Source organism: Winogradskyella wichelsiae (assembly GCF_013403925.1).
Lineage (GTDB): Bacteria > Bacteroidota > Bacteroidia > Flavobacteriales > Flavobacteriaceae > Winogradskyella > Winogradskyella wichelsiae.
The window spans coordinates 509,868-534,014 of sequence record NZ_JABFDJ010000001.1 but is presented as its reverse complement, the minus strand read 5'-3'; the positions used below and the strand labels follow the sequence as shown (position 1 = coordinate 534,014).

The following is a 24,147-nucleotide window of genomic DNA, read 5'->3' as shown; positions in this document are numbered from 1 at the left end:
TATATTGTAGTTTTGCAAAAAACAACAACCGCATATGGCATTAGTGCTAAATATTGAAACAGCAACTACAAATTGTTCAGTCTCTCTGTCTAAGGATGGGGAGACTTTAGTTTTAAAGGAAGATAACAGCTTAGGGTATTCTCATGCAGAAACGTTACACACCTTTATTGATGAACTTTTTAAAACTTCAAAATTAGAACCCTCCCAAATTGATGCCGTAGCAGTAAGTAAAGGACCTGGGTCTTATACCGGTTTACGCATTGGAGTGTCATCGGCAAAAGGATTATGTTTTGCTTTAGATAAGCCTTTAATTTCTATTTCTACTTTAGAAAGTTTAGCACATCAGGTTAAGATAGAAGAAGGTTTTATTGTACCGATGTTAGATGCTAGACGTATGGAGGTCTATTCTGCTATTTACACTTCAAAATTAGCATTGCATAGAGCGATAGAAGCTGAAATACTTACAGAAGAAAGTTTTAGCACGCTTTTAGAAAACAATAAAGTTTATTTTATAGGTAATGGTGTAGAAAAGACAAAAAGCTTAATTCAACATCCTAATGCAATCTTTATAGACGGGAAATTACCTTCTGCAAATGAGATGTCGTTTTTGTCAGAAATGAAGCATAAAAAAAGCGACACCGAAGATGTCGCTTATTTTGAACCCTATTATTTAAAGGATTTTGTAGCTTTAAAAAAGAAGGCTTAACCTTGTTTGTGTATTTCTACCTGATGTGGGTAAGGAATGTCAATACCAGCAGCATCAAGAGCTTCTTTAGTTTGTTCAATTACATCAAAGTTAACAGCCCAATAATCGGCCTTGTTAACCCAGACTCTTGTAAAGAAATTAATAGAACTATCTCCTAGCTCAGAAACATTAATCGCTGGTGCTGGATCTTTAAGAATTAAGTCGTGCTTATTAATAACACTTAAAATTGTTTCTTTGGTTAACTTAATATCTGAGTCATAACCGACTCCAAAAGTAAAATCTACACGACGTGTTGCTTCTGTAGAAAAGTTTACAATATTTCCATTAGATAAACTTCCATTTGGAATTATAACTTCTTTATTATCTGGCGTTGTTAATTTAGTTGTGAAAATTTCAATTTCTTTAACCGTTCCAGATTCGCCTTGAGCCTGTATATAGTCTCCTATTTTAAAAGGTTTAAAGATCATAATTAAAACACCTCCTGCAAAATTACCAAGAGAGCCCTGAAGCGCTAAACCAATAGCTAAACCAGCGGCAGCAATAATAGCAGCAAAAGATGTTGTTTCAATACCTAATGTTCCTAACACAACTATAATTAGTATAATTTTTAAAATCCAATTGACTAAATTTAATAAGAATTTTTTAAGACTTTCATCATAATTAGCTTTAGTCATAGCTTTTTGAGATCCCTTAACTAGCACTTTAACCACCCAAGATCCAATGATCCATATTATAATAGCTAATATTAATTTTGGGCCATACTGAATAATTAAATTATAACCAGCGTCAATCCATTTTTGTGTTTCCATGTTGATTTTCTCTTTTTTTTAATAGAAAACTAGACTAATTTTAGTCTGAGTTATATGTTAATATTTTTGATTTTCTAGGTAATATTATTAAGACCCTAAAAGTTTTAAAAAGTCACTTAAAGGCAATAACTATTATCCATTTATAGCATTAACAGTTATAGAATTGTCTTTCAACATTTCCTTTAACATGTTTTCTATACCATTTTTTAAAGTAAAGGTAGATGATGGACAACCACTGCAAGCACCTTGTAATAGAACCTCTACTTTTTTAGAAGCATCATCATAAGATATAAATTCAATATTTCCTCCATCACTTTCAACAGCAGGTTTAATATATTCTTCAAGGATGTTTATAATGTTTTTAGAAATATCATCTAAAGCTTCAAATTTTTGTTCAATAGCCTCTTCGGTTCTTTCTAATTTTTTAGGAGCATCATCATTTAAGATTGTTTTTCCATCTTCAACATAAGATTTTAAAAATTCTCGTAATTGTAGAGTGACTTCTTCCCATTCAACAATATCAAATTTTGTTATTGAAACAAAATTCTTTTCCATATAAATGTTTTTAACAAAAGGAAATTGAAATAAGGCTGTTGCTAATGGAGAGGGTTTTGCTTCTTCAATAGATTTAAATTCATATAAATTAGGAACTAATACCTTGTTACATACAAATTTTAGTACACCGGGATTGGGAGTGCTTTCCGCATAAATAGTAACTGCAGCTTTAGGTTTAGAGGCATCTTCTTTAACTACAACATCATTTTTAGATAGATATTCTTCAATTTGAAGTGCTACTTCGTTTTCTACATCTTTCCATTCAACAATATTAAAACGCTCAATGGCTATAAAGTTTGACGCAATATAAACCTTCTTTACAAAGGGAAGATAGAAAAGCTGTTGTGCTAATGGTGAGTTTTTAGCATCATCTATATTGTTGAATTCGAAACTATTATGGTTTGTTAAAAAACGATCAGCTTCAAACTTCTTAATTGTATCGTTCGAAGTTGCAACTATGGATATTTTGGTCTTTGACATCTTTTTTTTACAAAAGTATGAAATCTGAAGATGAAACATTCATCCTTTGGGGGATGTTTTATAACAGTAATACTTATACAATCGATATAATTTGTTTAAATTTCGCGTTAAATATTACGGCAAGAGAATTACGGCAAGAGACAAAAATGGATGTGGATTAAGATCGAGCTCAAAATTTGTTATAGATTATCCATTGTTTTTCACGCCTAATGGTGTTGGGAATAATGAAACTTGGAACATTGAAGGTGTTGGAAGTAGTGCAAAAATTTATATATTTGACCGATACGGCAAGTTACTAAAGCAGTTAAGTCCAGATGGAGATGGTTGGGACGGTCAATTTAATGGAGAAGCGATGCCAACGGATGGTTACTGGTTTACAGTAGAATACGATGAACCAAGTACAGGTGAACGAAAAGAATTTAAAGCTCATTTTACCCTCAAACGATAAAAAAATATGAAATTTAAAAAGTATTGTTTAATTGCATTTATAGCTTTTTTTGCAAATTTTAGTTTTGCACAAGAAGGGATGCCTGTTTATTCGGATTATTTAACGGATAATTATTATCTAATTCATCCGTCTATGGCAGGTGTTGCAAATTGTACCAAAGTAAGATTAACGGCAAGACAACAATGGTTTGGGGTAGATGACGCACCTAGCTTACAAACTTTAAGTATAAATGGAAGATTAGGTGATTCTCCTGTTGCCCTTGGTGGTGTTGTTTTCAATGATTCTAACGGGTACCATTCTACAACAGGTGGTTATGCTACTTTTGCATATCATTTAATGTTTTCTCGTAATGAAATTGATTTAAACATGCTTTCATTTGGTTTGAGTGCAGGGTTTATTCAATATAAATTAGATGAATCATCTTGGTTAGCTCCAGGGGAATTTGATCAAGCTGTTGCTGGGATAGAACAAAGTGCAACAAACTTTAATATTGATTTTGGTTTTTCTTATCATTTTGTAGATTTCTATGCTCACTTCACAGCAAAGAATATTTTAAACAATGAAGGTATTAACTGGAATGGTATTGATGGTTTTGAATTTGATAACTTAAGAACTTATTTGGTTTCTACAGGTTATACTTTTAGCCAATTTGGTAGTGAATGGAGCTACGAACCTTCAATTATGTATATGTATAGAGATGCTACGGCAGAATCTTCTATAGATATTAACGCTAAGGTTTATAAAGAAATGGACTTTGGTAAAGTTTGGGGTGGATTGTCTTACAGACGTAGTTTAGATGGAGCTTCATTTCAGGATGGCTCTGGTGTTAGCAGTCAAAAATTACAATACGTGACTCCATTTGTAGGGGTTGATTATAATAATTTTGTTTTTGCATATACGTATTCTTACCAAGCAAATACAGTTAATTTTAATAATGGTGGTTTTCATCAATTAACATTAGGATTTAACTTCAATTGTAGAAGAGAGAAGTATGAGTGTAATTGTCCTGCTATTAACTAAGACGGAACAAATAATATAAAAAAAGAGGCTCAATTTTCATTGAGCCTCTTTTTTTTATCATGATTATTCCCACTTATAGTTTTTCTTTTCTGCTTGCGTTTTTAAGGCTTTAAGCATTGCTGATTCTAAACTGCTAGAATTGCCTTTGTCTTGCTTGGCAATATATTCACGTCGTTTTAAATTTAAGGTGGCTATTTGATTTTGTAGACTTTTACGAGTTTCACTTTTCTGTTCAACATAAGTTTTAATTTCAGCTTTAGACTTCCCTTTTAATTCTTCTGGTAATTCGCTCTCTTTTAACTCATCATAAGAAAAATCAGATTCTTGTTCGGCATCAACCAAATCCCAAGAGCTATTTTTATATAATCTTGAGCTTTTACTTACTGTTCTACTCACCGCATTCGATTTATTATAACTCATGGCATTAGCATCTTGTTCAGCTTGCATTTCCATTTTCTTTCTACCAGCAGATCCATAAGCGATATAGGTTGTGTTTAATTTTTTATTGAGTTCTAATATTTTGTCATCGTATGGTGAAGCAATATGAACGGTAGCTTCATTATGATTAATTGCCATATAATTTCCGTGTGTTAAATCGGCTCCGTCTTTCCATTTTGTTGCTATACCTTGATTATAATCACCACAGAAAATAGTATTTACGGTTACATCGTTTTTATGAGCTAATTTTGAAGCCTCTTTATAACTAACATCACCTTGTGAGTAAGGCTCGTTTCCTGCAATAAATATAAGTTTTAAGTCTTCTGTGTTATTTCCCCAATCTAGTTGGTTTAAAGCCGTTTTAATAACTTTGCCACAGTATTCATTACCGCCATTAGTTGTTAATGAAAATAGCGATTTCGAAATTTCATCTAAATCATCACTAAAGGAAAGAACTTGTCTTAAGTAACCTTCATCAGCATTGAGATTATCATTTCCATATTCGTAAAGAGCAATTTTAAGATTAGGACTTTTATCTTCACATTTAGCATAAGAGAGTTCATTAACTATTTTCCAGAGTTGTGCCTTTGCTTGGTCAATTAAACCATCCATACTGTTGCTGGTATCTAAAAGTAATGCTACTTTAATTTCAGGATTATCAGATTTCGATGTTGTTTTAATTACCGTTTCTGTGACGGCTAAATCTTGAGGTTTGTTTTTTGAATTTGCATTGCAAGCAGTAAGTGATATTAAGCTGAATGCAAATATTAAGGTTCTAAAAGGTGTTTTCATAAGTTCTAATTTTTTGTATTTAATTCTTTAACATCAATGGTTCCATTTGGAGATATTACATAGTATTTATGATCTATTTTTGTTTCTACAATAGGAGCTTCTTTTTTTTCTTTAGGTTTTGGTGTAAAGTGTAATTTTATATTCATACCAATTTGAACAACGGGTTCTAAAATTGAAGGATTGATAACCACATCATAATTTTCATACGTTAAGGGTTGGTAGTAATAAGAGGTTTGCTTTTTGGCTGTTGTAATTCCTTTACTTTTATCTAAAGCTTCAATAGAAATACTATTATAAGCTTGGTAACTTTGGTAAAAATCTTTAGGGAAATAACAGTATTTATCGTCTGCAATAGCTACGTCATAAGTTGCCATATCAAAACCTAAAACTTTGTAATAGGCTTTTTTCTCTTCAATAAGTTTCAATAATTGATTTTGTAAATTTTTATAGACTTCTTGTATGTTTTCAATATAATAATCCACTTTAACCAAATTGTAGATTTCACTTTTTGCACAAGCTTCTAAGATGGCTTCAAATTGATTGGTTTTTGTAAATTGAATATGAATATTTTGCTGCAATTCAAATCCTTTAGGAACTTCTGTATAGGTTTTACTAAATAGTTTTTTAGTTACTTCAACTTCATAAATAGGAACAAATGAAATAACATCAATTGCAATATTGTTTTCAGCGATGCCTTTAGTTTTTAATCGCTGTTTAATACTATCTATTCGTTTTTTTAGTAACTGATTTGTTTTCTCTGCCGTTAGCCCAATTTGAGAAACATTAAAAATGGCCGTATATGTTGTTGCACTTACATTTTGAAGCGCTTTTACATCTATAGTTAAAACATTACTTGGTTGTAAATTTTGATGTATTTGTTTTTGTACTGCAGGATTGTAGATTTGAGCATTCCCGGAGGTTAATATATTCTGTCTCGAGATATCTTGAGTGATTTCATTATAATTCCCTTTATGCTGAGCTAAAAGGGTAGTAATGCTAAATAATAGTAGTAGGAGGATTGAACTATTTTTTTTCATGTGGATCTGTTTTTTGATTTATAGTGTAAAGCTCAGTCGAAAAAAGAGAGTGTAAAAGTCAGAATGAGTAAAGTGGTGGTCTCAATGAGTGAGTGGCATTATAAATTTAGTAGAAGCCGTTATTTTTTAAGTAAAAGACATCTAATTACCCAATGCTCATTTTTTGAAACCAAATAAAGTATGTAGCTTAGTCCAACTAATAAATAATTAAGTGAGAATTTCCAAAACATATTATATAACAGTCCTGCTTTTTCTAATTGGGTTTTTAGCCATTGGGCAGAATCGAGAATTAGAGAGCGCTGATGAGCATAATACTTCATTTACAATTAGAGGTTCTGTATATGAAAAAGAGACTAGAAATCCTTATAAAAATGTAGAAGTATTAATTAATGGAGGGCGTTATGTTACCACTGATTTTAATGGTTCTTTTGATATTAAAGCAAAGATTGGTGATGAATTAATTATTAAACACCCCGATTTTGAAACTATTTATTACACTGTAAAATCTAATGAACGCATCTCGATAGAAGTTATAGAATCAAAACAATCTAAATATAATAGTAGAAGTAAAGGAGATTTTACAAGATTTAACAACATGATAGATTCTGCTGATATCTATCTTAAAAGAGATGCAGAAAAAAGTATAAAGTTTATAGGAGATGCCTTAGATGTAAACGTCAACACCAATCAAAGTGCAGAAGCGCATGAGTTGCTAGGCGATGTTTATGTTTATTGGAAACAATTTGATTTGGCAATATCTGCCTATAAAGTGAGTATTCAGAATTCAAAAATAGCTTCTGTAGAACTTAAATTAGCAAAAGCTTACCTTAACAATGGAGATTTTAAAACTAGCCTTTCATCTTATCAGCAAATAGATGAAAAGATCTTAACGAATTACGAGAAAGCAATCTGGTTTGAAGGTACTGGTGATGCAAATTTAAAAGCTAAGAATTTTGAAAAAGCCATAACTGCTTATCAAGATGGATTAAAGGTGGCTCAAAAACATTTAATTGCACCAAAAATCACAGACTTAAATTCTAAAATAGCAGAGGTATATAGCAAGAAAGGGCAGACGAGTAAAGCTAAAAGCTATTTTTCAAATTCGTTAAGTTTAGCAAAAAGCGAAAACAAAAAACGCGCGGTTGAGGAACAAATTAAAGTTGCAGAATTTAATAGTATAAATGCTGATTATGAGAGTGAAATTGTACTTAGAAAAGCCGCTATTCAGGGTATTAGGGATATTGAAGTCGATTCGATAATTAGTAACGATAGCCCAATTACATCTCAAAAACAAAATTATAAAATTGGTAATGCTTATTTGCTTAGTAATGATTTTACAAACGCTATTCCGTATTTAGAGAAGAGTAGAGAAGTGGCTGGTGAAAGAGGAGATTTAGATGTAAAACTAGATGCAACACGTAAGCTCTCTGAAGTGAATGCTCGATTAGGTAATACAGAAAAAACCATTGCTTATAACAACGAATATAAAAATGTTGTCGACGAATTATATGCAAAAAAAATACAAGAAATTTCTCAAGCCGCTCGTTTTAGCCGAAACATTGCAGAGCAGCAAAATAGAATAACAACTTTAGAAAGTGATCGGGCTTTATCTAAAAGTAAATATGAATTAACTCAAGAACGAAACAAACGTCAAGAACTCATTATCTATTCATTAATTGGTGGCTTAGTTCTACTTTTAATCACAGGGTATTTAATGTTTAAATACATAAAACAACAGCGTTTAGCAAATAATTTATTGGCTTTAAAATCGTTGCGAAGTCAAATGAATCCGCACTTTATTTTTAATGCTTTAAACTCTGTAAACACGTTTATTGCTACTAACGATGAACGCACAGCTAATAAATATTTAACGGATTTTTCTCAATTAATGCGTGCCGTTTTAGAAAATAGTGAAGAAGATTTTATTCCGCTAAAAAAAGAAATTGAATTGCTAAATTTATATACTAAACTAGAACATTTTAGGTTTCAAGATAAATTTGATTACGCCATAGAGGTAGATCCAGCAATTGATGTAGACGAATTTCAGATTCCACCAATGTTATTGCAGCCTTATATTGAAAATGCGGTTTGGCACGGCTTACGTTACAAAACAGAAAAGGGACATTTAAAGATTGAAATTCAACCAAAATCTAAAGACGAAATAACAATAACCATTGTAGATGATGGTATTGGTCGTTTGCGATCTAAAGCTTTAAAAACAGAGCATCAAAAAAAGCAAAACTCAAAAGGAATGAACAATATTAAAAAACGTGTTGCTATTCTTAATGAAATGTATAAAGATAAAGTAGATGTTACAATTAGCGATTTTCAAGAACTAGAAGATGCCGGAACAAAAGTGGTTGTAACCTTAAAAAAGGATTAAGTATGAAATTGAATGCCATTATAGTTGAAGACGAAGCGCAGAGTCGACTTATTTTAAGAAATTATTTGACTAAATATTGCCCTAATATTTCCATTTTAGGTGAGGCGGCTAATGTTGAAGAAGCTTTGGTGTTAATTAGAAATCATGATTTAGATGTCGTGTTTTTAGATGTAGAAATGCCTTATGGAAATGCTTTTGATTTGCTAGATAAAGTTGGTGATGTTAATTTTGAAACCATATTTGTTACGGCCTATAATCACTATGCAATTGAAGCTTTAAATGCACATGCTTCTTATTATTTAATGAAGCCAATTTCTATAGATGAATTGATTAAGGCTGTAGATTATGTTACTGAAATTAGAACGAAGGAAGATGCGCTTCAAGATCAAGTTTTAGTACCAAAAACAAATGCTGTGAGTGGAAAAATAACACTACCGCAGCAAGATGGTTTTGAAGTTATAGAAACTGCAGATATTATGTATTGCAAAGCAGATGATAACTATACCGAGATTTATCTAAATAACAAAAAAAAGAAATTGGTTAGTAAAACTTTAAAATATATTGAAGAAAGTCTTAAGGACGCCAACTTTGCTAGAGTACACAAAAGTTATTTGGTAAACGTCAATGAAATTGTAAAATACGTAAAAGGTAAAGGAGGAAGTGTTGTGTTGAGTAGCGGTAAAGAGATTATGGTTTCTGCTTCTAAGAAATCTGATTTGTTATCTTATTTTAAGTAAAAAGGCTTTAAAAAAGTAAAATTGTGATTCCCATTATAGCAATGTCTATTTCGGTTTACTTATTTAGAAAACAGGTAAAGTAGTTTCGTTATAATAGTTTGAATTTTGCGTTATGAAACAAATATCAAACTTCGGAATTTTTACACTGCTTTTCGTAAGTAGTTTAACCATAATGGTGGGTACGGTTATAGCACCCTCACTTTCAGGAATTGTAGAACATAAAAATCTTAGTTTTTCACCAAGTTGGTTAATTACACTGCCTTCTTTAGGTGTTGTAATTTTTGCACCTTTAGTTGGTCGGCTTTTAAATAAGTTAGGAACGCTAAAATTATTAAGTTTAGGACTTATTCCTTATGCAGTTTTGGGAGTTATAGGTGCTTTTATAACTAATGATTATTTACTAGTTTTAGATCGGTTTTTATTAGGTGGAGCTACAGTCGCCGTTCAGGTTTCTGTAACGTCTTATATTGCAGATTTTTTTACAGGTGAAGCAAGAATGAAAATGATGGCTTGGCAAGGGATGTCTATTGAGTTAGGCGGTGTTGTTTTTCTTGCTATCGGAGGAGTTTTAGGGGAATTAAATTGGCAATACCCATTTTATATTTACTTAATTGCTCTATTATGTTTGGTTTTAGTCGCTAAAACATTACCTAAGCCTAAAGTTGAAAAAATTGAAGAACAAGATAATACGACATCTAATCAGAAACAGAAATTTAAAGTTAGGCTAATTTTTACAGCATCTTTATTAGCTATGATGCTCTTTTTTATAGGTTTTGTAACCTTACCTCTATACTTGCCAGAATCGTTTGGATTTAGCGAATCGCACACCGGATACCTAATGGCTTTTATTTCACTTATTGCTATTGTAACAGCAAGTCAGATGCCTAAAATGGTAAAAACTTTTGGAGATGGAAAAACGGTCTCATTTGGTTTTCTGTTTTTTATGTTAGGGTATTTGGTGCTTGCAACTGCTACATCTGCACCATTTTTAGTGTTAACGGTATTGTTTATAGGTGTTGGTTTTGGTTTTACCATTCCGTTACTTAACCACATGATGGTTGAGGCAAGTACGGTACATGACCAAGGGAAAAACTTAGGTTTGTTTTCTATGGGAGTGTTTGGTGGTCAATTTTTATCTACGTTTATTAATTACATTTCTAATGATTATGAAGCGATTTTTGGAACAGCGGCAGCACTAGCTTTAATCATTGGTATTGCAATGTTTGTAATGTTTCAGAAATTATCTAAACAATAAATTTGGGTAATTTCTTCTTATTTTTGGAGTTCACTTGAAAAAGAGAATGAGTAAAGAGCACTGGAAAAATAAAATTCAGATAGTAGATGATTTTGAAAGTGATACAGCTTCACTTTCAGTTAATTCTATGGGTGTTTATTTCAAATTTATTGAAGAAAATAAAGTTATTGTTCATTTTAAACCTTTAAACGAGGTTTTTGATACGACCATTTTTAATTCGAATCACGGTGTATTATTAAATTTTGAACGTGAACTTATTGACGAGGATGATATTGAGTATGCTTTAGATGTGATGTTTCTTTTTAATAAGTATCCAGAATTAGAAATTAAAGATGCTAAAGAGGTTGTTTTACTTCGACAAATCATTAACCTCATTAAAGATGAATTTTATAGTGAATTAGCATCTTATATAATGCTGAAAACCTTACTTAAAGTTTTGTTACTTCATTTAATACGTTCTCAGAAAGATGATTTTTTAAAGCAAGATCTTCACCAAAAAAGAGTTTTTCAATTTTTAGAATTGATGGAAGCTAATTTTTTAAACGAAACAAATACTCATTTTTATGCTGAAGAAATTGGGATGAGTACCAAACGATTGAATCAGATTTTAAAAGAAAAATTAAATCTTACGGCCAAACAAATTATTCAACAACGCCAAATAACCGAGGCCAAGCGTAGATTGATTAAAAGTGAAATTTCAACAAAAGAGTTAGCTTTTGATTTAGGTTTTAGTTCTATGAGTAGTTTTTCAAGATTTTTTAAACAATATGTTGGTGTTAGTCCTTCAGGTTTTAAGAAGCAACATTAATTCATAATTAATTTGTAAGCTAATTGTAAGAGTGCTTCTTTTTCTTTTATAGAAGTCGAAATTGGTAGTTGTGCTAACCCTATTAAACGACGCATAATTTCAATACCCGTTATTTGTGCTAAAAGGTTTTTATCTATTTCATTTGGGTAATAGTCTTCAATGTTAGAAATTAATGTTTCGTCTTTTGTTATTATAATCGAATGTGCGGCAAGTACACCAAGATCAAACTCTGGGAAACCTAAGAAACTAAACTCGGGATCAATAATATAAAGTGAATCTTTATTTGTCATCCAACTTGCAGGGTAATAATCACCATGCAATAACGTTGTTCCTTCAGATAAATACTGATGTCCTATGTCTTTAATTTTCTCTTTTAGTAAGAGGTCTTTTTTATATGGTATAGAAAGTGCTTCTAATCCTGGTTGTATATCATCTAAGCAAAAACCATTATTTTCTATAAAAGGAAGTTCAAAAATATGTTGGTGATTTAGTAGTCGCAACTCTTTGTTTTCGGGATAATTTTCAGGTGCTTTAGAGTTGTGAATGTTTGCTGCAATATTAACCAGTAATTCTAATTGGCTTAAGTCAATTATATGAGTATCATATAAACTGGTCATATCTTCACATTTGCCTAAATCTTCTAAAATTAATAAATGATGTTCGGAGTTGTATTTTAAAACTTTAGGGAAATGGTTACTAACTAAAATATTGTTTTCAATGGAAGAATAAAATTGAAATTCCACATCAATACGTTCTATTGGTGCTTGTATATCCTTATATTTTTGAACAAATGGACGTGATTGTTTTAAAATAAATGACCGCAAATTAGTTTCAATACGTAATACCACATTCATGTTGCCTTCACCTGGTTTTGTAACGTGAGTGATGGTCTCATTGGCATTATTAAAAAAATCAATTTTTTGTAAGAGATTTTTAATGTCTTCTCTAGGTGTTTGTTGGTCTATAAACATAAAAAGGGTAGGTTATAATTTTTTTAAAGCATTCCAAAAATCAGTTGTCATTTGGTCAACGTCTATTTTGGTATGTATACCAATATTACGTTGTGTGTTTTCTGGAGGTGTTACATGGTTTTCTACGGTAGATAATTCTGGTTTTGCTAAAGCTTCAATAATGGCAACATCCCACATCGTCCATTTTTCCTTTTCAGGATCTTCTTTTGTCCACCAGCGTTCGTAGGTTTCCCATCTATTTATTAAATAATTCGAAATACCTCTTTTGTTTTTTAAATGAAAATCGACTTCTTGTTTTGAAAATATTAAGTGCTGACTTGTAGTCGCGGTCATTACATCAAGATCAAGTGTTTTTGTATTAAGTAAAACTTCTACAGCAATAGGGTCGTTTCCTGAATTGAATTCTTTTTTATTATAAATATTGGTCTCTGGTGTATGCCAAAAACCAAGGTAATGGACTTTAATTTTAGGAATTATTGAAGGATCTTCTAAAATAGCAGAGGAGATATTGGTACATGAACCTAAAACAACAATATTTAGTTTTTGATGACCTTTCATTTTATGCGCCGTTTCAATAATAAACTGAGAAGCTTCAGAAGAAACAGGTTTACCGTATTCAGTTAAAGGTGTGTTACTTCCTAAAGGGAGTGAAATACCTTTAGCATTCATTAGGCTAATAATGTCTTCATTAATTTTTTGACTCTCGCTAACGGTATTGTCTGAGGCTAGTGGAGAGGTATGAAACTGAGCAGATGTTATCGCTATTAAATTAAAACTAGGTTCTAAAATAGCCCTTACAATCGCATATAAATCATCAACTTCATTTGCAGTGTCAGCATCAATAATTAAATCTAATTTTTGAGATGTATTTTGTGCATTTGTAGAAATAGAGCATAAAAATAAAAGACCTAAAAAAAGGTAATTGTTGATTTTTGTTATGCTTTTATTTAAGTAAGAAGTGTTCATTTAATAAAATCGATTGTGCTGCTTTAAGTTTGATTCATATTTATAAACCTAAAGTATGTTGAAGCTATAAGTCGTAAAACTTGAATTTTATTACGGATTTTCGTTATATTAAATTTTTAGCGATGAAATTACAGGTTTTAGGAAGATACAATTCTAAATAAAAAATAAACTAGTATTCCTCATTTTGCTATTCTGTCTTTTAGCCTACTTATAGATTTTATAAGTCATAATGATCCTCATCTTTAATTTAAATATGTTATCAAATATGCGGACTGTCGTTATAAAATCCTTTAAAAAAATAAAAGCTTATTATTAGTTGTCAACTGATTTATAGATCTTCAATTACAATTTTGCAATGAGGAAAAAGAGCTCTCAATTCTAATTCACTTTTTTCGGCAATCGGATTTCCTGTTAAAATAACATACTTTAAACTTGTAAGGTTTTTCATGCTTTTAGGAACTGATTTTATATTATTATTCCTTAAGTCTAATCCTTCTAAGTTTTGTAAATCACCAATATCTTTAGGAAGCGCTTTGAGATTATTATTTGCTAATAGTAAATTTTTTAATTTGGTAACTTTAGTTATCGTTTTTGGTAATGAAGTAAGTTCGTTGTTATTCAAGTTTAATTCAAACAACTCTTTTAAGCCTTCCATATTACGGGGCAATGATTTTAAGTTATTATCCTCAAGGTTGAGTTGAAGCAAGCGGCTTAAATTTTCTAAATTTTTTGGTAGTTCTATAAGATTATTTTTTGGCAAAAATAGTGTTAGTAAATGCTCTAATTCAGTTATGGAATTTGGTAATTTTTTTAGGTTATTATTAGCAATAGAAATTATACTTAATTTTTTACAATCGCCGATGTTTTCAGGGATTTCTTGCAACGAATTATTGGAAACGTATAGATATTTTAAATTTTTATAAATTGAAATTGTATCTGGTAACGACTTCAAATTGCTATTTCTTAAATTTAGTTCAATAACGGCATCATTATACCTTGTTGGTATATTAAGTGTGTTATATTCTGTAGGAATTGAAAAAGGCATGTCAATGTCTCCGTCATCTTGCGCATTAACTTTAAAACTGAATACAATTAATGCAATAAAAAAAATAAGGTATTTGGCTTTGTGTTTCATAGTTGAGGTTATAAGATTAATTTCTATTTAAGTTATATCAAATCTTTTATTTTTTAAATCAGGATGTAAGTTAGTAAATAATATAGAATGGATAAATTAGAGTTTTTTGTTGGTAATATAGAATACGATGATTTAAGAGAAGGTCGTATTCTTTTCATAGAGGGGAATACTCTAGTTTATTTTGTTTATAACACTTAAAGATCACAAAATATATAAATAAAAAGAAGGTTTCTATTATCGTCCTATTTTATTAAATAGATAATTATTTTTTATAATGTTGCAGTTTAGTTATGGTGTGGAGTGTAATATTTTATGACGTATTTATCCACAGTCGATAAATAATTCCTCAATTACAAAATATTGATTTGTTATCGTTCTTATATAAATTCTTCTATTAACATTAGCTAATTTATTATACAACTGAAACAATAAATATATACTTTCTCTCCAAATATTGAGATATAATTAGGTCTTTGTTTTTCTAATTATAGGGGCTAATAAAGTTTGTATTCCTTTAGTAGTAAGTGTTCTAATAAAATATTTAAAAAAAATAAAAAAAATAACAACGTATTAGAAAATAATATACATTTGCTTCGAAATTGGTGCCTACCTAACAAGGTTTTAAAACCAATTTTAGCTGAACAATTGAAACATGTTTATATGTTCGGGTTCTTGAAAATTAGGAAGTCATATTCAAGAGCAGCTTATAGATTAAGTAACCGAATTTTAGAGCTAACTTCCGCATCATCGATTGCTGCTAGTCAGCATATTTACGGTTTTGTACCTACTACACAAAGCCAAATTCAGGTATGATATAACGTATCCTTAACATTGTTTACGCATATATTTTTTATCTTATACTTGAATTTTTAATCCACAACATGAACAATAAATATATTGATCTCATCGATCAATCCTTTCACTTTCCTCAAGACGAATTTAAACTTGAAGACAAAGCTTTGCATTTTCACGATATAGACCTAATGAAATTGGTTGAAGCATACGGAGCACCTTTAAAATTTACATATTTACCACAAATTTCTAATAACATACAGCGTGCTAAAAAATGGTTTGCTGATGCTTTTGAAAAGTATAACTACAAGGGACAATACAATTATTGCTATTGCACTAAAAGCTCTCATTTTAAACATGTTTTAGATGAGGCACTTAGTAATGATATCCATATTGAAACCTCTTCGGCTTTTGACATAGATATTGTTAAAGCACTTAAAAAAGAAGGTAAAATTACTGACGAAACCTATGTGCTAAGTAATGGTTTTAAACGTGATCAATACATTGAGAATATAGCAAGTCTTATTAATGACGGTCATAAAAACTGTATCCCTATTATAGATAATTACGAAGAAATTGATTTATTATCTGAAGAGATTAACGGGAAATTTAAGGTTGGAATTAGAATCGCTTCTGAGGAAGAACCAAAGTTTGAATTTTACACCTCACGTTTAGGAATTGGCTACAAAAACATTGTACCTTTTTATAAAAGTCAAATTCAAGATAATAAAAAAGTAGAGTTAAAGATGCTTCACTTTTTTATTAACACAGGGATAAGAGACAATGCTTACTACTGGAACGAATTACATAAGTGTTTAAAGGTATACACAGCTTTAAAAAAAATATGCCCAACTTTAGATAGTTTAAACATTGGTGGTGGTTTTCCTATAAAAAACTCATTGGCTTTCGATTTTGATTATGCCTATATGGTAGATGAAATTGTAAATCAAATAAACCTAGTTTGTGAAGAAGAAGAGGTAGCGGTACCCAATATTTTTACAGAATTCGGCAGTTTTACCGTAGGAGAAAGTGGAGGCGCACTTTATAAAATATTATATCAGAAACAACAAAATGATCGTGAAAAATGGAACATGATTAATTCATCTTTTATAACAACATTACCAGATACTTGGGCTATTAATAAACGTTTTATAATGTTGCCAATCAACCGTTGGAACGATAGTTACGAACGTGTGCTTTTAGGCGGTTTAACATGCGATAGTGATGATTATTATAACAGTGAGCAACACACTAATGCTATTTATTTACCAAAATATAATAAAGATAAACCCTTATATATTGGTTTTTTTAACACCGGTGCTTACCAAGAAACTATAGGTGGTTTTGGCGGTTTGCAACACTGTTTAATACCAACACCAAAGCATGTTTTAATTCAAAAAGATGCGGATGGAAACTTAAAGACTAGCGTTTTTGCAGAACAGCAAAAAAGTGAAAACTTACTCGGTATTTTAGGGTATGACTCTTAAGAGGAGGTTAAGTAAACAGTATTAATAAAATTATTGAATAATAAAATACTTCCGTTTTAGCGGAAAATGATATAAAATGAAAACAAAAACTTACGCTGGTATTCCAGAAGATTTAGCAAAATTAGAAACGGCTAAAATTGTATTAATTCCTGTACCTTATGATGGTACAAGTACATGGCAAAAAGGTGCAGATAAAGGTCCTGATGCATTTTTAGATGCTTCGGCTAATATGGAACTTTATGATATTGAAACCGATTCTGAAGTTTACCAACAAGGTGTATTTCTAGCAGACGCTGTTGCAGAAAATGCATCACCAGAAGCTATGGTAGAAGCCGTACACCAAGCGACAAAAAAATATATTAAGAAGAACAAATTTGTAACTGTTTTTGGTGGTGAACATTCAGTGTCAATAGGGACGATTAGAGCTTTCAACGAAATGTTTGAAGATCTTACGGTACTTCATATCGATGCACACGCAGATTTACGCGAAAGCTACGAAGGTTCTACATGTAATCACGCTTGTGCTGTTTACGAAGCGAGCCAGACAACCAACTTAATTCAGGTTGGAATCCGTTCTATGGATATTATCGAGAAAACGGTAATGGACGAAGAAAAAACGTATTTCGCTCACCAAATGGCTATAGATGATAGTTGGATGGATGCTGCTATTGATCAGATGACAGATAACGTATTTATTACATTCGACTTGGATGCATTTGATCCTTCAATTATGCCAAGCACAGGAACACCTGAGCCGGGAGGATTATTGTATTACGAAACGCTAGAGTTCTTAAAACAAGTTTTTGACGAGAAGAATGTGGTTGGTTTCGATATTGTAGAATTATGTCCTAATGAAGCTGATAAATCTTCAGACTTCTTAGCTGCCAAATTATATTACAAAATGTTGAGTTACAAATTTCAAAATCAAAATATAGAAGATGGTTTTGAAAGCAACTTTAACGATTCAAACAAAGAAGGAAATAAAAAATCTAAATTCAATACAGAAGATGAATACTAGCAAAGGGGAAATTTCGAAATTTATAGAAAAATATTATTTACACTTTAACTCAGCGGCTTTAGTAGACGCTGCAAAGGGGTACGAAGCACAATTAAATTCTGGTGCAAAGATGTTAGTGTCTTTAGCGGGTGCAATGAGTACCGCAGAATTGGGTAAGATTTTTGCTGAAATGATTCGTAAAGATAAAGTGCAAATTGTGTCTTGTACTGGTGCGAATTTAGAAGAAGATATTATGAATTTAGTGGCGCATTCGCATTACAAACGCGTACCAAATTATAGAGATTTAACACCACAAGACGAATGGGATTTACTTGAAAAAGGATTAAATCGTGTCACGGATACTTGTATTCCAGAAGAGGAAGCTTTTAGAAGAATTCAAGAACATATTGTTAAAATTTGGAAAGATGCAGAAGCTAAAGGTGAACGTTATTTACCACATGAATATATGTACAAATTATTATTATCTGGTGTTTTAGAAGAGCATTACGAAATAGATTTAAAGGATTCATGGATGTATGCTGCAGCCGAAAAAAACCTACCTATTGTTTGTCCAGGTTGGGAAGATAGTACTATGGGTAACATCTTTGCAAGCTACGTACTTAAAGGAGAGTTAAAGGCTAGTACTATGAAATCTGGTATAGAATACATGACGTTTTTAGCAGATTGGTACACCGATAATTCTGAAAACGGTATTGGTTTCTTCCAGATCGGTGGAGGTATTGCTGGCGATTTTCCTATTTGTGTAGTGCCAATGTTGTATCAAGATATGGAACGTCCAGAAACACCATTCTGGAGCTATTTCTGTCAAATTAGCGATAGTACAACGAGTTATGGTTCGTATTCTGGAGCTGTTCCAAATGAGAAAATAACTTGGGGTAAATTAGATATTGATACACCTAAATTCATCATTGAAAGTGACGCTACTATTGTTGCACCTTTAATCTTTGCTTATCTTTTAGATATGTAATTATGGAAGATCATAAAATTAATAATATAGAATTAAGCTTTTTAACGGTTGGTGATTTTGAGGAATTAAAATCAGCAACGTTAGAAGCTTATGGTGGTGTTTTAAATTCCTATTGGAAAAAGGATCACATTGCGCGTTTGACCTCTATTTTTTCAGAAGGTCAGGTGGTTATTAGAATTGATGGTCAGTTAGCAGGTTGTGCGTTATCTTTAATTGTAGATTACGATAAGATTGATGATAATCATACCTATGCCGATATTATTGAGGGAGATAAATTTAAAAATCATGATCCTGATGGAGATGTTTTATATGGCATAGATGTTTTTATAAAACCAGAATTTAGAGGGTTAAGATTAGGACGTCGTTTATATGATTACCGTAAAGAATTGTGCGAAAACCTAAACTTAAAAGGTATTGTTTTTGGGGGTAGAATGCCTAATTATCATAAATATAAAGATCAATATTCGCCAAAGGAATACATTCAGAAAGTTAAAAGTAAGGAAATACATGATCCGGTTTTAAACTTTCAAACGTCTAATGATTTTCACCCATTAAGAATTATTAAAGGGTATTTAGAAGGAGATACAGCGTCTAGTGAATATGCGGTTTTAATGGAATGGGATAATATTTATTATACCAAACCAAATAAAAAAGCGAGCAGCGTAAAAACAGTAGTGCGTTTAGGGTTGATTCAATGGCAAATGCGTCCTTATAATGGATTAGACGATTTAATGCAACAAGTGGAGTATTTTGTAGATAGTGTTTCTGCTTACCGTTCTGATTTTGCAGTGTTTCCAGAGTTTTTTAATGCGCCGTTAATGGCAAAATACAATCACATGCACGAGCCGCAAGCTATTAGAGAGTTAGCAGGTTATACGCAGACGATTGTAGAGAAAATGCAGCAATTATCAATTTCATACAATATAAATATTATTACAGGGAGTATGCCAGAATTGGTTGGTGATGTGCTTTATAATGTGGGGTATTTATGTCGAAGAGATGGAAGTTTAGAACGCTATGAAAAAATTCATGTCACGCCAGATGAAGCTAAAGTTTGGGGTATGCAACGTGGAAGTGAACTAAAAACGTTTGAAACAGATGCTGGTAAAATTGGAATTCTAATTTGTTATGATTCTGAATTTCCTGAATTATCACGGTTGTTGGCAGATGAAGGTATGGATATTTTATTTGTACCATTTTTAACCGATACCCAAAATGGATACTCACGTGTGAGGCTTTGTGCACAGGCACGTGCCATAGAAAATGAATGTTATGTAGCCATTGCAGGTAGTGTCGGTAACTTGCCTAATGTGAGTAATATGGACATCCAATATGCGCAGTCAGCCGTATTTACACCATGTGATTTTGCTTTTCCAAGTAATGGTATAAAAGCAGAAACGACACCAAATACAGAGATGATTTTAGTTGCAGATGTAGACTTAGGGTTGCTTAGAGAATTGCATTCGTTTGGGGCAGTAAAAAATTTAAAAGATCGGAGAAAAGATATTTACGATGTTATTCGAGTAAGTAAATAAGTATTATATTTAAAAAAAATTAGCTTTAGAAATAATATTAAAGAATGAAACCAAAAGACGCACATTTAAAACGAGTTATAGTTGACTTTAAAAAATTAACACCAGAAATCTTATCACTTTTAGTAGAGAAATATCCTGATGGATATGATGATGAAAATGTAATTTCTTTTAAAAATGCAAAAAATGAAAAAGTCGAAGCTGTTGAAGTGACTACTGAAGATACCAAATATTTGGTTAAGGTAAGTACGAAGTTAGAACAGACGATGGAAAATTACGACGAAGACGATTATGAAGATTTTGAAGATGATGATCCAGATGCAGTTGTTGATCCAGAATTAGAACCTGGGGCAGAAGATGAAGATTTTTCTTAATAAAGATTATCATATCAAAAGCATTTTGTAATTGACTATAGAAACTCAGCTTAACTTTTATCTACAAAAAAAAGTTGATGCTGAGTTTTTAGTTTACAGATTAATCCTTTTATCTAAGCTAAAAAATTAGCTTAATAGGTCTAACAATATATTAATTGTTTAGGATCTTTATTTTTTAATCTAGCACAACGAAACTTCAGAAAGAAATATTTGAAAAATAGCCACAGTAATTATAACCATGAGGTTGTATTCTAAAAGCATTTGGGCTTGAAGTGGCAAATTCCCAAAAACCACATCTTATATTAATTAATGCTGAATAATTTCAGTATAAAATTTAGTACAATGAATACAAAAATAATGACAGTATTTGTGCTTATGGTAATGGTTTTAAGCGTAAATGCAATTTCAATGACAAAGGATAAATCTCAAGATATAACAACCGTAACTTCTCAAGGGATTTATGACGGTTATGATATGGATGATGGTTATGCCTTTTTAATTAGAGAGGACGAAAAAGATGAAGATACCGAGGCAACTGTTTATTTCGCTGAGGTTGATGCTTCTGTTTTAAAAATGACGAATCTAAAGTCTAAAGATTTAATGGGTAAACGTTTTGAAATTACATACGAAGTTACAGAGTATGAAGAAATAGATGAAAATGGTTATACTGAGATCTACGAAAGCTATAAAATTATTAAGCTTAAGAAGTTGTAATTTAAATAGGTATTGCTAAAAATTAAGAATTAAAGACTGCTAGGAAACTGGCAGTCTTTTTTTTAAGAAAACTTCCCAAATAAATACCAAAAATACAATGAGATATTCTAAACCAATAATCCATAAGTTCTCAGAATTAGCGGTATTAGAGTAGGCTAAATAACTTAAAATAATTACAAAAGACCAAACTAAAGGAAATTTGTAATTAGAAAATATACAAAAAATTACGAGTGTTGCAATATACCAAGGGTGTACCGTTGTACTTAAAAATAAATAGCAAGTAAAGGCTAATAACATTGAAGTAATTAATTTAGGTAAGCTGTTATTTTGTTTAAATAATGAAAGCCCAAGAATGATGAGTACTGATATTACAGGTAGAATTTTACCAATAATAGCAATTTCATTATAGCCCGTTATGCTATAACCTATAGTTCTTATTAAGTAATAAATACTTGCGTTAAATTCAAAATTACCAAACCAAAGCCCCACAGTCTTTGAGTAATTATTTACAAATTCCATGGAGAAAAAAGGAAGAAAAAGAAGGAGTATAGTTAAGCCAATGATGGTATAAAATGTTATTAATTTACGGTAAGAAATTTTTAAGGTTATTGTTGATTTAAAGAATTTAAAAAATAACGGTAATAACATTAATGGAATTAACTTCACAGAAATTGAACATGCAAAAATCACAGCAGCCTGTTTCCATTTATCTGAGTATAATAAGTAGAATGCCCAAATGAGAAAGAAAATCATGACACCTTCAAAATGTAAATTTCCAGTTAACTCGATAATGATAAAAGGATTTAAAACATACCAGAAAATTCTATTTGAAGGTAGTTTTAAACGTTTTAAGAGTTTCTTTCCAAAATAAAGAGTACCAATATCTGCCGCAATAATTATAAGCCGCATTGATATGATGGAGCCTAAAACACTATGGCTAGAAAATAAAGCTGCAATAGTAAAGCACAGCTGATTAATAGGTGGATAATTGGTGTAATGAGAAGAGCTTAATTCTCCCATTCCATCATATAATTCTTGCGCTTGGTTAATAGGAAATATGCCGTTATTAATAAACGAATCTGGGGTGTATAAATAAGGGTTAAAACCTTGAAAGATCATCCGTCCATCCCAAATAAAACGATAAAAATCTTGTGATAGATTTGGGGTCGAAAAAATAAAAATTAGGCGTAATATAAATGCTGTATACGTTAATAGTTTAAGGTTTGTTTTATTGTAATCTACTAATTTGTAAAACAGAAAAAATAGAGCAGCATACAGGGCGACTATTTTGTAATATTCTGTTCTTGTCGTGTAATAAGCGAAAATAAAATAGAAGATTATGCTTGTAACAACTAATAAAATAGAGGGCTTTTTTAGCTTTGAAAATAAGGTGTTGTTTAGCATAAATCAAATATAAATATTATTTATGGGGTTTAGTTAATTGCTAAATTTATAGATAGATGTTTTAAGACTCTTTTTTAATGCAGAGCTTACACTTACTAGACTGTTTTTATAAATATACTTTTAGACGATAGTTCTTCGTGTTGAAAATCTCAGCGTAATAAAGTATTCTTTACTACTTTTGAATAACTAAAAATCACATATTTTATGAAGAAAATATTTTATTTCGCTGCTTTTTTAATGGTACTGAGTTCATGTAAAGATGCTCGTCAATCAAAAGTAGAAACAGTTGTGAATACACAAAAAGATACTACAACAACAACAACAACAACAACAACATTACAAATAAATGAAGTTATTAGTTTTAAAGGGCAACAGGTTACAGGAGTCTCGGTTGCTAATAATGGTCGTGTTTTTGTGAATTTCCCAAGATGGAGAGAAGGAGTTAAAAATTCTGTAGTTGAAGTTAATAAGAATAAAGAAGAGATAAGTTTTCCTAATACAGAATGGAATTCGTGGAAAATTGGAGATGAAGTCGTTGAAGATAAGTTTGTAGGCGTGCAATCTGTTGTCGCTTTTGAAGATAAGTTGTATGTTTTAGATACAAGAAGTCAGTTGTTTCAAAATGTATTAGATGCACCACGTGTCTTTGTATTTAATTTAGTTGATAATACTTTAAGTAAAGTTTATAAGCTTTCTGAGGGGAGTTACCATCCGGATTCTTATATAAATGATCTTCGTGTAGATAAGAAAAAGAAGAAAATCTATTTTACAGATTCTGGTCATGCCGGATTAGTAATTTTAGATATGAATTCTGAAGTATCTAAAAGAGTTTTAGATAATCATAAATCTACTAGTGCCGAAGCTTCTTATTTAACTTTTGGTGATAAAAAATGGGAAAGAGCAATTAACTCTGATGGTATTGCTTTAGATGCAGACAATGATACATTGTATTACCATGCACTTACGGGTTATAGTTTATATGCTATTGCTACAAGTGCTTTTGATCTTGAAGATGAAACTCAAATAGAAAGTCAAGTTAAGTTTATAGCAAAAACATCTGCACCAGATGGTATGATTTTAGATGCTAATGGTAATTTATATTATGCGGATTTAGAGCATAATAAAATACAATATAGACAAGCTGATGGAAGTATTTCTACTCTAGTAGAAGGTGATAAAGTAAAATGGGCAGATACGTTTAGTATATATAATAACGAACTGTATTTTACAAACTCTAGGATTAACGAAATTTCAGGAGATATTTCTGAAATGGAATTTACCTTAAACAAAGTTGCACTACCTACTAAATAAATATTTAG

The 24,147-nt window shown here is 31.1% G+C and carries 22 protein-coding genes; 14 read left to right on the top strand and 8 right to left on the bottom strand.

What is annotated here, in order from left to right:
* The first annotated feature begins 34 nt into the window (after positions 1-34).
* Entirely contained in the window at positions 35-706 is a 672-nt protein-coding gene (gene tsaB, locus HM985_RS02350) for a tRNA (adenosine(37)-N6)-threonylcarbamoyltransferase complex dimerization subunit type 1 TsaB (protein WP_179374688.1), read from the top strand.
* On the opposite strand, the gene HM985_RS02345 is transcribed toward tsaB, so the two are convergent.
* Both HM985_RS02345 and HM985_RS02340 read right to left on the bottom strand, forming a co-directional pair.
* On the bottom strand, positions 703-1,515 hold the full coding sequence (locus HM985_RS02345; protein WP_179374687.1) for a mechanosensitive ion channel family protein: 813 nt from the start codon (positions 1,513-1,515) through the stop codon (positions 703-705). The genes tsaB and HM985_RS02345 overlap by 4 nt on opposite strands.
* A gap of 132 nt (positions 1,516-1,647) precedes the next feature.
* Positions 1,648-2,550, bottom strand: coding sequence for a NifU family protein (locus tag HM985_RS02340; RefSeq protein ID WP_179374686.1), 903 nt, complete (start codon positions 2,548-2,550; stop codon positions 1,648-1,650).
* A 91-nt stretch (positions 2,551-2,641) separates the two neighbouring features.
* On the opposite strand from HM985_RS02340, the gene HM985_RS02335 reads away from it, so the two are divergent.
* Both HM985_RS02335 and HM985_RS02330 read left to right on the top strand, forming a co-directional pair.
* The gene (locus HM985_RS02335; protein ID WP_179374685.1) at positions 2,642-2,998 is read left to right on the top strand and encodes a T9SS type B sorting domain-containing protein; all 357 of its coding nucleotides are present in this window, start codon (positions 2,642-2,644) and stop codon (positions 2,996-2,998) included.
* A 6-nt stretch (positions 2,999-3,004) separates the two neighbouring features.
* Positions 3,005-4,018 (top strand): PorP/SprF family type IX secretion system membrane protein, encoded by a 1,014-nt coding sequence (locus HM985_RS02330; protein WP_179374684.1) that lies wholly within the window; start codon positions 3,005-3,007, stop codon positions 4,016-4,018.
* Between the two features lie 63 nt (positions 4,019-4,081).
* Here HM985_RS02330 and HM985_RS02325 read toward each other — a convergent pair whose 3' ends face one another.
* Positions 4,082-5,248, bottom strand: a complete 1,167-nt coding sequence (locus tag HM985_RS02325) for a vWA domain-containing protein (protein WP_179374683.1) — start codon at positions 5,246-5,248, stop codon at positions 4,082-4,084.
* Between the two features lie 5 nt (positions 5,249-5,253).
* Positions 5,254-6,285: an SIMPL domain-containing protein gene (locus tag HM985_RS02320; protein WP_179374682.1), complete on the bottom strand. Its 1,032-nt coding sequence runs from the start codon at positions 6,283-6,285 to the stop codon at positions 5,254-5,256.
* 211 nt (positions 6,286-6,496) lie between these two features.
* Between HM985_RS02320 and HM985_RS02315 the strand changes: the two genes are divergently transcribed.
* The 4 genes from HM985_RS02315 (at position 6,497) to HM985_RS02300 (ending at position 11,468) form a co-directional block, all read left to right on the top strand.
* Positions 6,497-8,668 (top strand): tetratricopeptide repeat-containing sensor histidine kinase, encoded by a 2,172-nt coding sequence (locus tag HM985_RS02315; protein WP_179374681.1) that lies wholly within the window; start codon positions 6,497-6,499, stop codon positions 8,666-8,668.
* Positions 8,669-8,670: 2 nt separating this feature from the next.
* A complete protein-coding gene (locus tag HM985_RS02310) occupies positions 8,671-9,405 on the top strand; it encodes a LytR/AlgR family response regulator transcription factor (protein WP_179374680.1) in 735 nt (244 codons plus the stop codon).
* A 112-nt stretch (positions 9,406-9,517) separates the two neighbouring features.
* Entirely contained in the window at positions 9,518-10,660 is a 1,143-nt protein-coding gene (locus HM985_RS02305) for an MFS transporter (protein ID WP_179374679.1), read from the top strand.
* Positions 10,661-10,706: 46 nt separating this feature from the next.
* Complete coding sequence (locus HM985_RS02300; protein ID WP_179374678.1) at positions 10,707-11,468, top strand: helix-turn-helix domain-containing protein; 762 nt, start codon at positions 10,707-10,709, stop codon at positions 11,466-11,468.
* On the opposite strand, the gene HM985_RS02295 is transcribed toward HM985_RS02300, so the two are convergent.
* The 3 genes from HM985_RS02295 to HM985_RS02285 all read right to left on the bottom strand — a co-directional run bounded on the left by HM985_RS02295 (position 11,465) and on the right by HM985_RS02285 (position 14,540).
* Positions 11,465-12,439 (bottom strand): phosphotransferase, encoded by a 975-nt coding sequence (locus tag HM985_RS02295; RefSeq protein ID WP_179374677.1) that lies wholly within the window; start codon positions 12,437-12,439, stop codon positions 11,465-11,467. The genes HM985_RS02300 and HM985_RS02295 overlap by 4 nt on opposite strands.
* 12 nt (positions 12,440-12,451) lie before the next feature.
* Positions 12,452-13,405: a nucleoside hydrolase gene (locus HM985_RS02290; protein WP_179374676.1), complete on the bottom strand. Its 954-nt coding sequence runs from the start codon at positions 13,403-13,405 to the stop codon at positions 12,452-12,454.
* A gap of 328 nt (positions 13,406-13,733) precedes the next feature.
* The gene (locus tag HM985_RS02285; RefSeq protein WP_179374675.1) at positions 13,734-14,540 is read right to left on the bottom strand and encodes a leucine-rich repeat domain-containing protein; all 807 of its coding nucleotides are present in this window, start codon (positions 14,538-14,540) and stop codon (positions 13,734-13,736) included.
* An 881-nt stretch (positions 14,541-15,421) separates the two neighbouring features.
* On the opposite strand from HM985_RS02285, the gene HM985_RS02280 reads away from it, so the two are divergent.
* From HM985_RS02280 to HM985_RS02255, 6 genes are all read left to right on the top strand, one after another.
* The gene (locus HM985_RS02280; protein WP_179374674.1) at positions 15,422-16,819 is read left to right on the top strand and encodes an arginine decarboxylase; all 1,398 of its coding nucleotides are present in this window, start codon (positions 15,422-15,424) and stop codon (positions 16,817-16,819) included.
* 76 nt (positions 16,820-16,895) lie between these two features.
* A complete protein-coding gene (gene speB / locus HM985_RS02275; protein ID WP_179374673.1) occupies positions 16,896-17,837 on the top strand; it encodes an agmatinase in 942 nt (313 codons plus the stop codon).
* A complete protein-coding gene (locus HM985_RS02270; RefSeq protein WP_179374672.1) occupies positions 17,827-18,804 on the top strand; it encodes a deoxyhypusine synthase family protein in 978 nt (325 codons plus the stop codon). Before speB ends, HM985_RS02270 begins: the two co-directional genes overlap by 11 nt.
* Before the next feature lie 2 nt (positions 18,805-18,806).
* The gene (locus HM985_RS02265; protein ID WP_179374671.1) at positions 18,807-20,339 is read left to right on the top strand and encodes a carbon-nitrogen hydrolase family protein; all 1,533 of its coding nucleotides are present in this window, start codon (positions 18,807-18,809) and stop codon (positions 20,337-20,339) included.
* Between the two features lie 44 nt (positions 20,340-20,383).
* Entirely contained in the window at positions 20,384-20,710 is a 327-nt protein-coding gene (locus tag HM985_RS02260; RefSeq protein ID WP_179374670.1) for a hypothetical protein, read from the top strand.
* Positions 20,711-21,052: 342 nt separating this feature from the next.
* A complete protein-coding gene (locus HM985_RS02255; RefSeq protein WP_179374669.1) occupies positions 21,053-21,424 on the top strand; it encodes a hypothetical protein in 372 nt (123 codons plus the stop codon).
* A gap of 39 nt (positions 21,425-21,463) precedes the next feature.
* Here HM985_RS02255 and HM985_RS02250 read toward each other — a convergent pair whose 3' ends face one another.
* Positions 21,464-22,828 carry a mannosyltransferase gene (locus HM985_RS02250; RefSeq protein ID WP_179374668.1) on the bottom strand — a complete coding sequence of 455 codons (1,365 nt, stop codon included), beginning with the start codon at positions 22,826-22,828 and terminating at the stop codon, positions 21,464-21,466.
* 204 nt (positions 22,829-23,032) lie between these two features.
* Between HM985_RS02250 and HM985_RS02245 the strand changes: the two genes are divergently transcribed.
* Positions 23,033-24,139: an SMP-30/gluconolactonase/LRE family protein gene (locus HM985_RS02245; protein WP_246284926.1), complete on the top strand. Its 1,107-nt coding sequence runs from the start codon at positions 23,033-23,035 to the stop codon at positions 24,137-24,139.
* Positions 24,140-24,147 lie beyond the last annotated feature (8 nt).

Coding starts and splice junctions, on each gene's coding strand:
- tsaB (WP_179374688.1), top strand. CDS start 35: ATGGCATTAGTGCTAAATATTGAAACAGCAACTACAAATTGTTCAGTC.
- HM985_RS02345 (WP_179374687.1), bottom strand. CDS start 1,515: ATGGAAACACAAAAATGGATTGACGCTGGTTATAATTTAATTATTCAG.
- HM985_RS02340 (WP_179374686.1), bottom strand. CDS start 2,550: ATGTCAAAGACCAAAATATCCATAGTTGCAACTTCGAACGATACAATT.
- HM985_RS02330 (WP_179374684.1), top strand. CDS start 3,005: ATGAAATTTAAAAAGTATTGTTTAATTGCATTTATAGCTTTTTTTGCA.
- HM985_RS02325 (WP_179374683.1), bottom strand. CDS start 5,248: ATGAAAACACCTTTTAGAACCTTAATATTTGCATTCAGCTTAATATCA.
- HM985_RS02320 (WP_179374682.1), bottom strand. CDS start 6,285: ATGAAAAAAAATAGTTCAATCCTCCTACTACTATTATTTAGCATTACT.
- HM985_RS02310 (WP_179374680.1), top strand. CDS start 8,671: ATGAAATTGAATGCCATTATAGTTGAAGACGAAGCGCAGAGTCGACTT.
- HM985_RS02305 (WP_179374679.1), top strand. CDS start 9,518: ATGAAACAAATATCAAACTTCGGAATTTTTACACTGCTTTTCGTAAGT.
- HM985_RS02300 (WP_179374678.1), top strand. CDS start 10,707: ATGAGTAAAGAGCACTGGAAAAATAAAATTCAGATAGTAGATGATTTT.
- HM985_RS02295 (WP_179374677.1), bottom strand. CDS start 12,439: ATGTTTATAGACCAACAAACACCTAGAGAAGACATTAAAAATCTCTTA.
- HM985_RS02290 (WP_179374676.1), bottom strand. CDS start 13,405: ATGAACACTTCTTACTTAAATAAAAGCATAACAAAAATCAACAATTAC.
- HM985_RS02285 (WP_179374675.1), bottom strand. CDS start 14,540: ATGAAACACAAAGCCAAATACCTTATTTTTTTTATTGCATTAATTGTA.
- HM985_RS02280 (WP_179374674.1), top strand. CDS start 15,422: ATGAACAATAAATATATTGATCTCATCGATCAATCCTTTCACTTTCCT.
- speB (WP_179374673.1), top strand. CDS start 16,896: ATGAAAACAAAAACTTACGCTGGTATTCCAGAAGATTTAGCAAAATTA.
- HM985_RS02270 (WP_179374672.1), top strand. CDS start 17,827: ATGAATACTAGCAAAGGGGAAATTTCGAAATTTATAGAAAAATATTAT.
- HM985_RS02265 (WP_179374671.1), top strand. CDS start 18,807: ATGGAAGATCATAAAATTAATAATATAGAATTAAGCTTTTTAACGGTT.
- HM985_RS02260 (WP_179374670.1), top strand. CDS start 20,384: ATGAAACCAAAAGACGCACATTTAAAACGAGTTATAGTTGACTTTAAA.
- HM985_RS02255 (WP_179374669.1), top strand. CDS start 21,053: ATGAATACAAAAATAATGACAGTATTTGTGCTTATGGTAATGGTTTTA.
- HM985_RS02250 (WP_179374668.1), bottom strand. CDS start 22,828: ATGCTAAACAACACCTTATTTTCAAAGCTAAAAAAGCCCTCTATTTTA.
- HM985_RS02245 (WP_246284926.1), top strand. CDS start 23,033: ATGAAGAAAATATTTTATTTCGCTGCTTTTTTAATGGTACTGAGTTCA.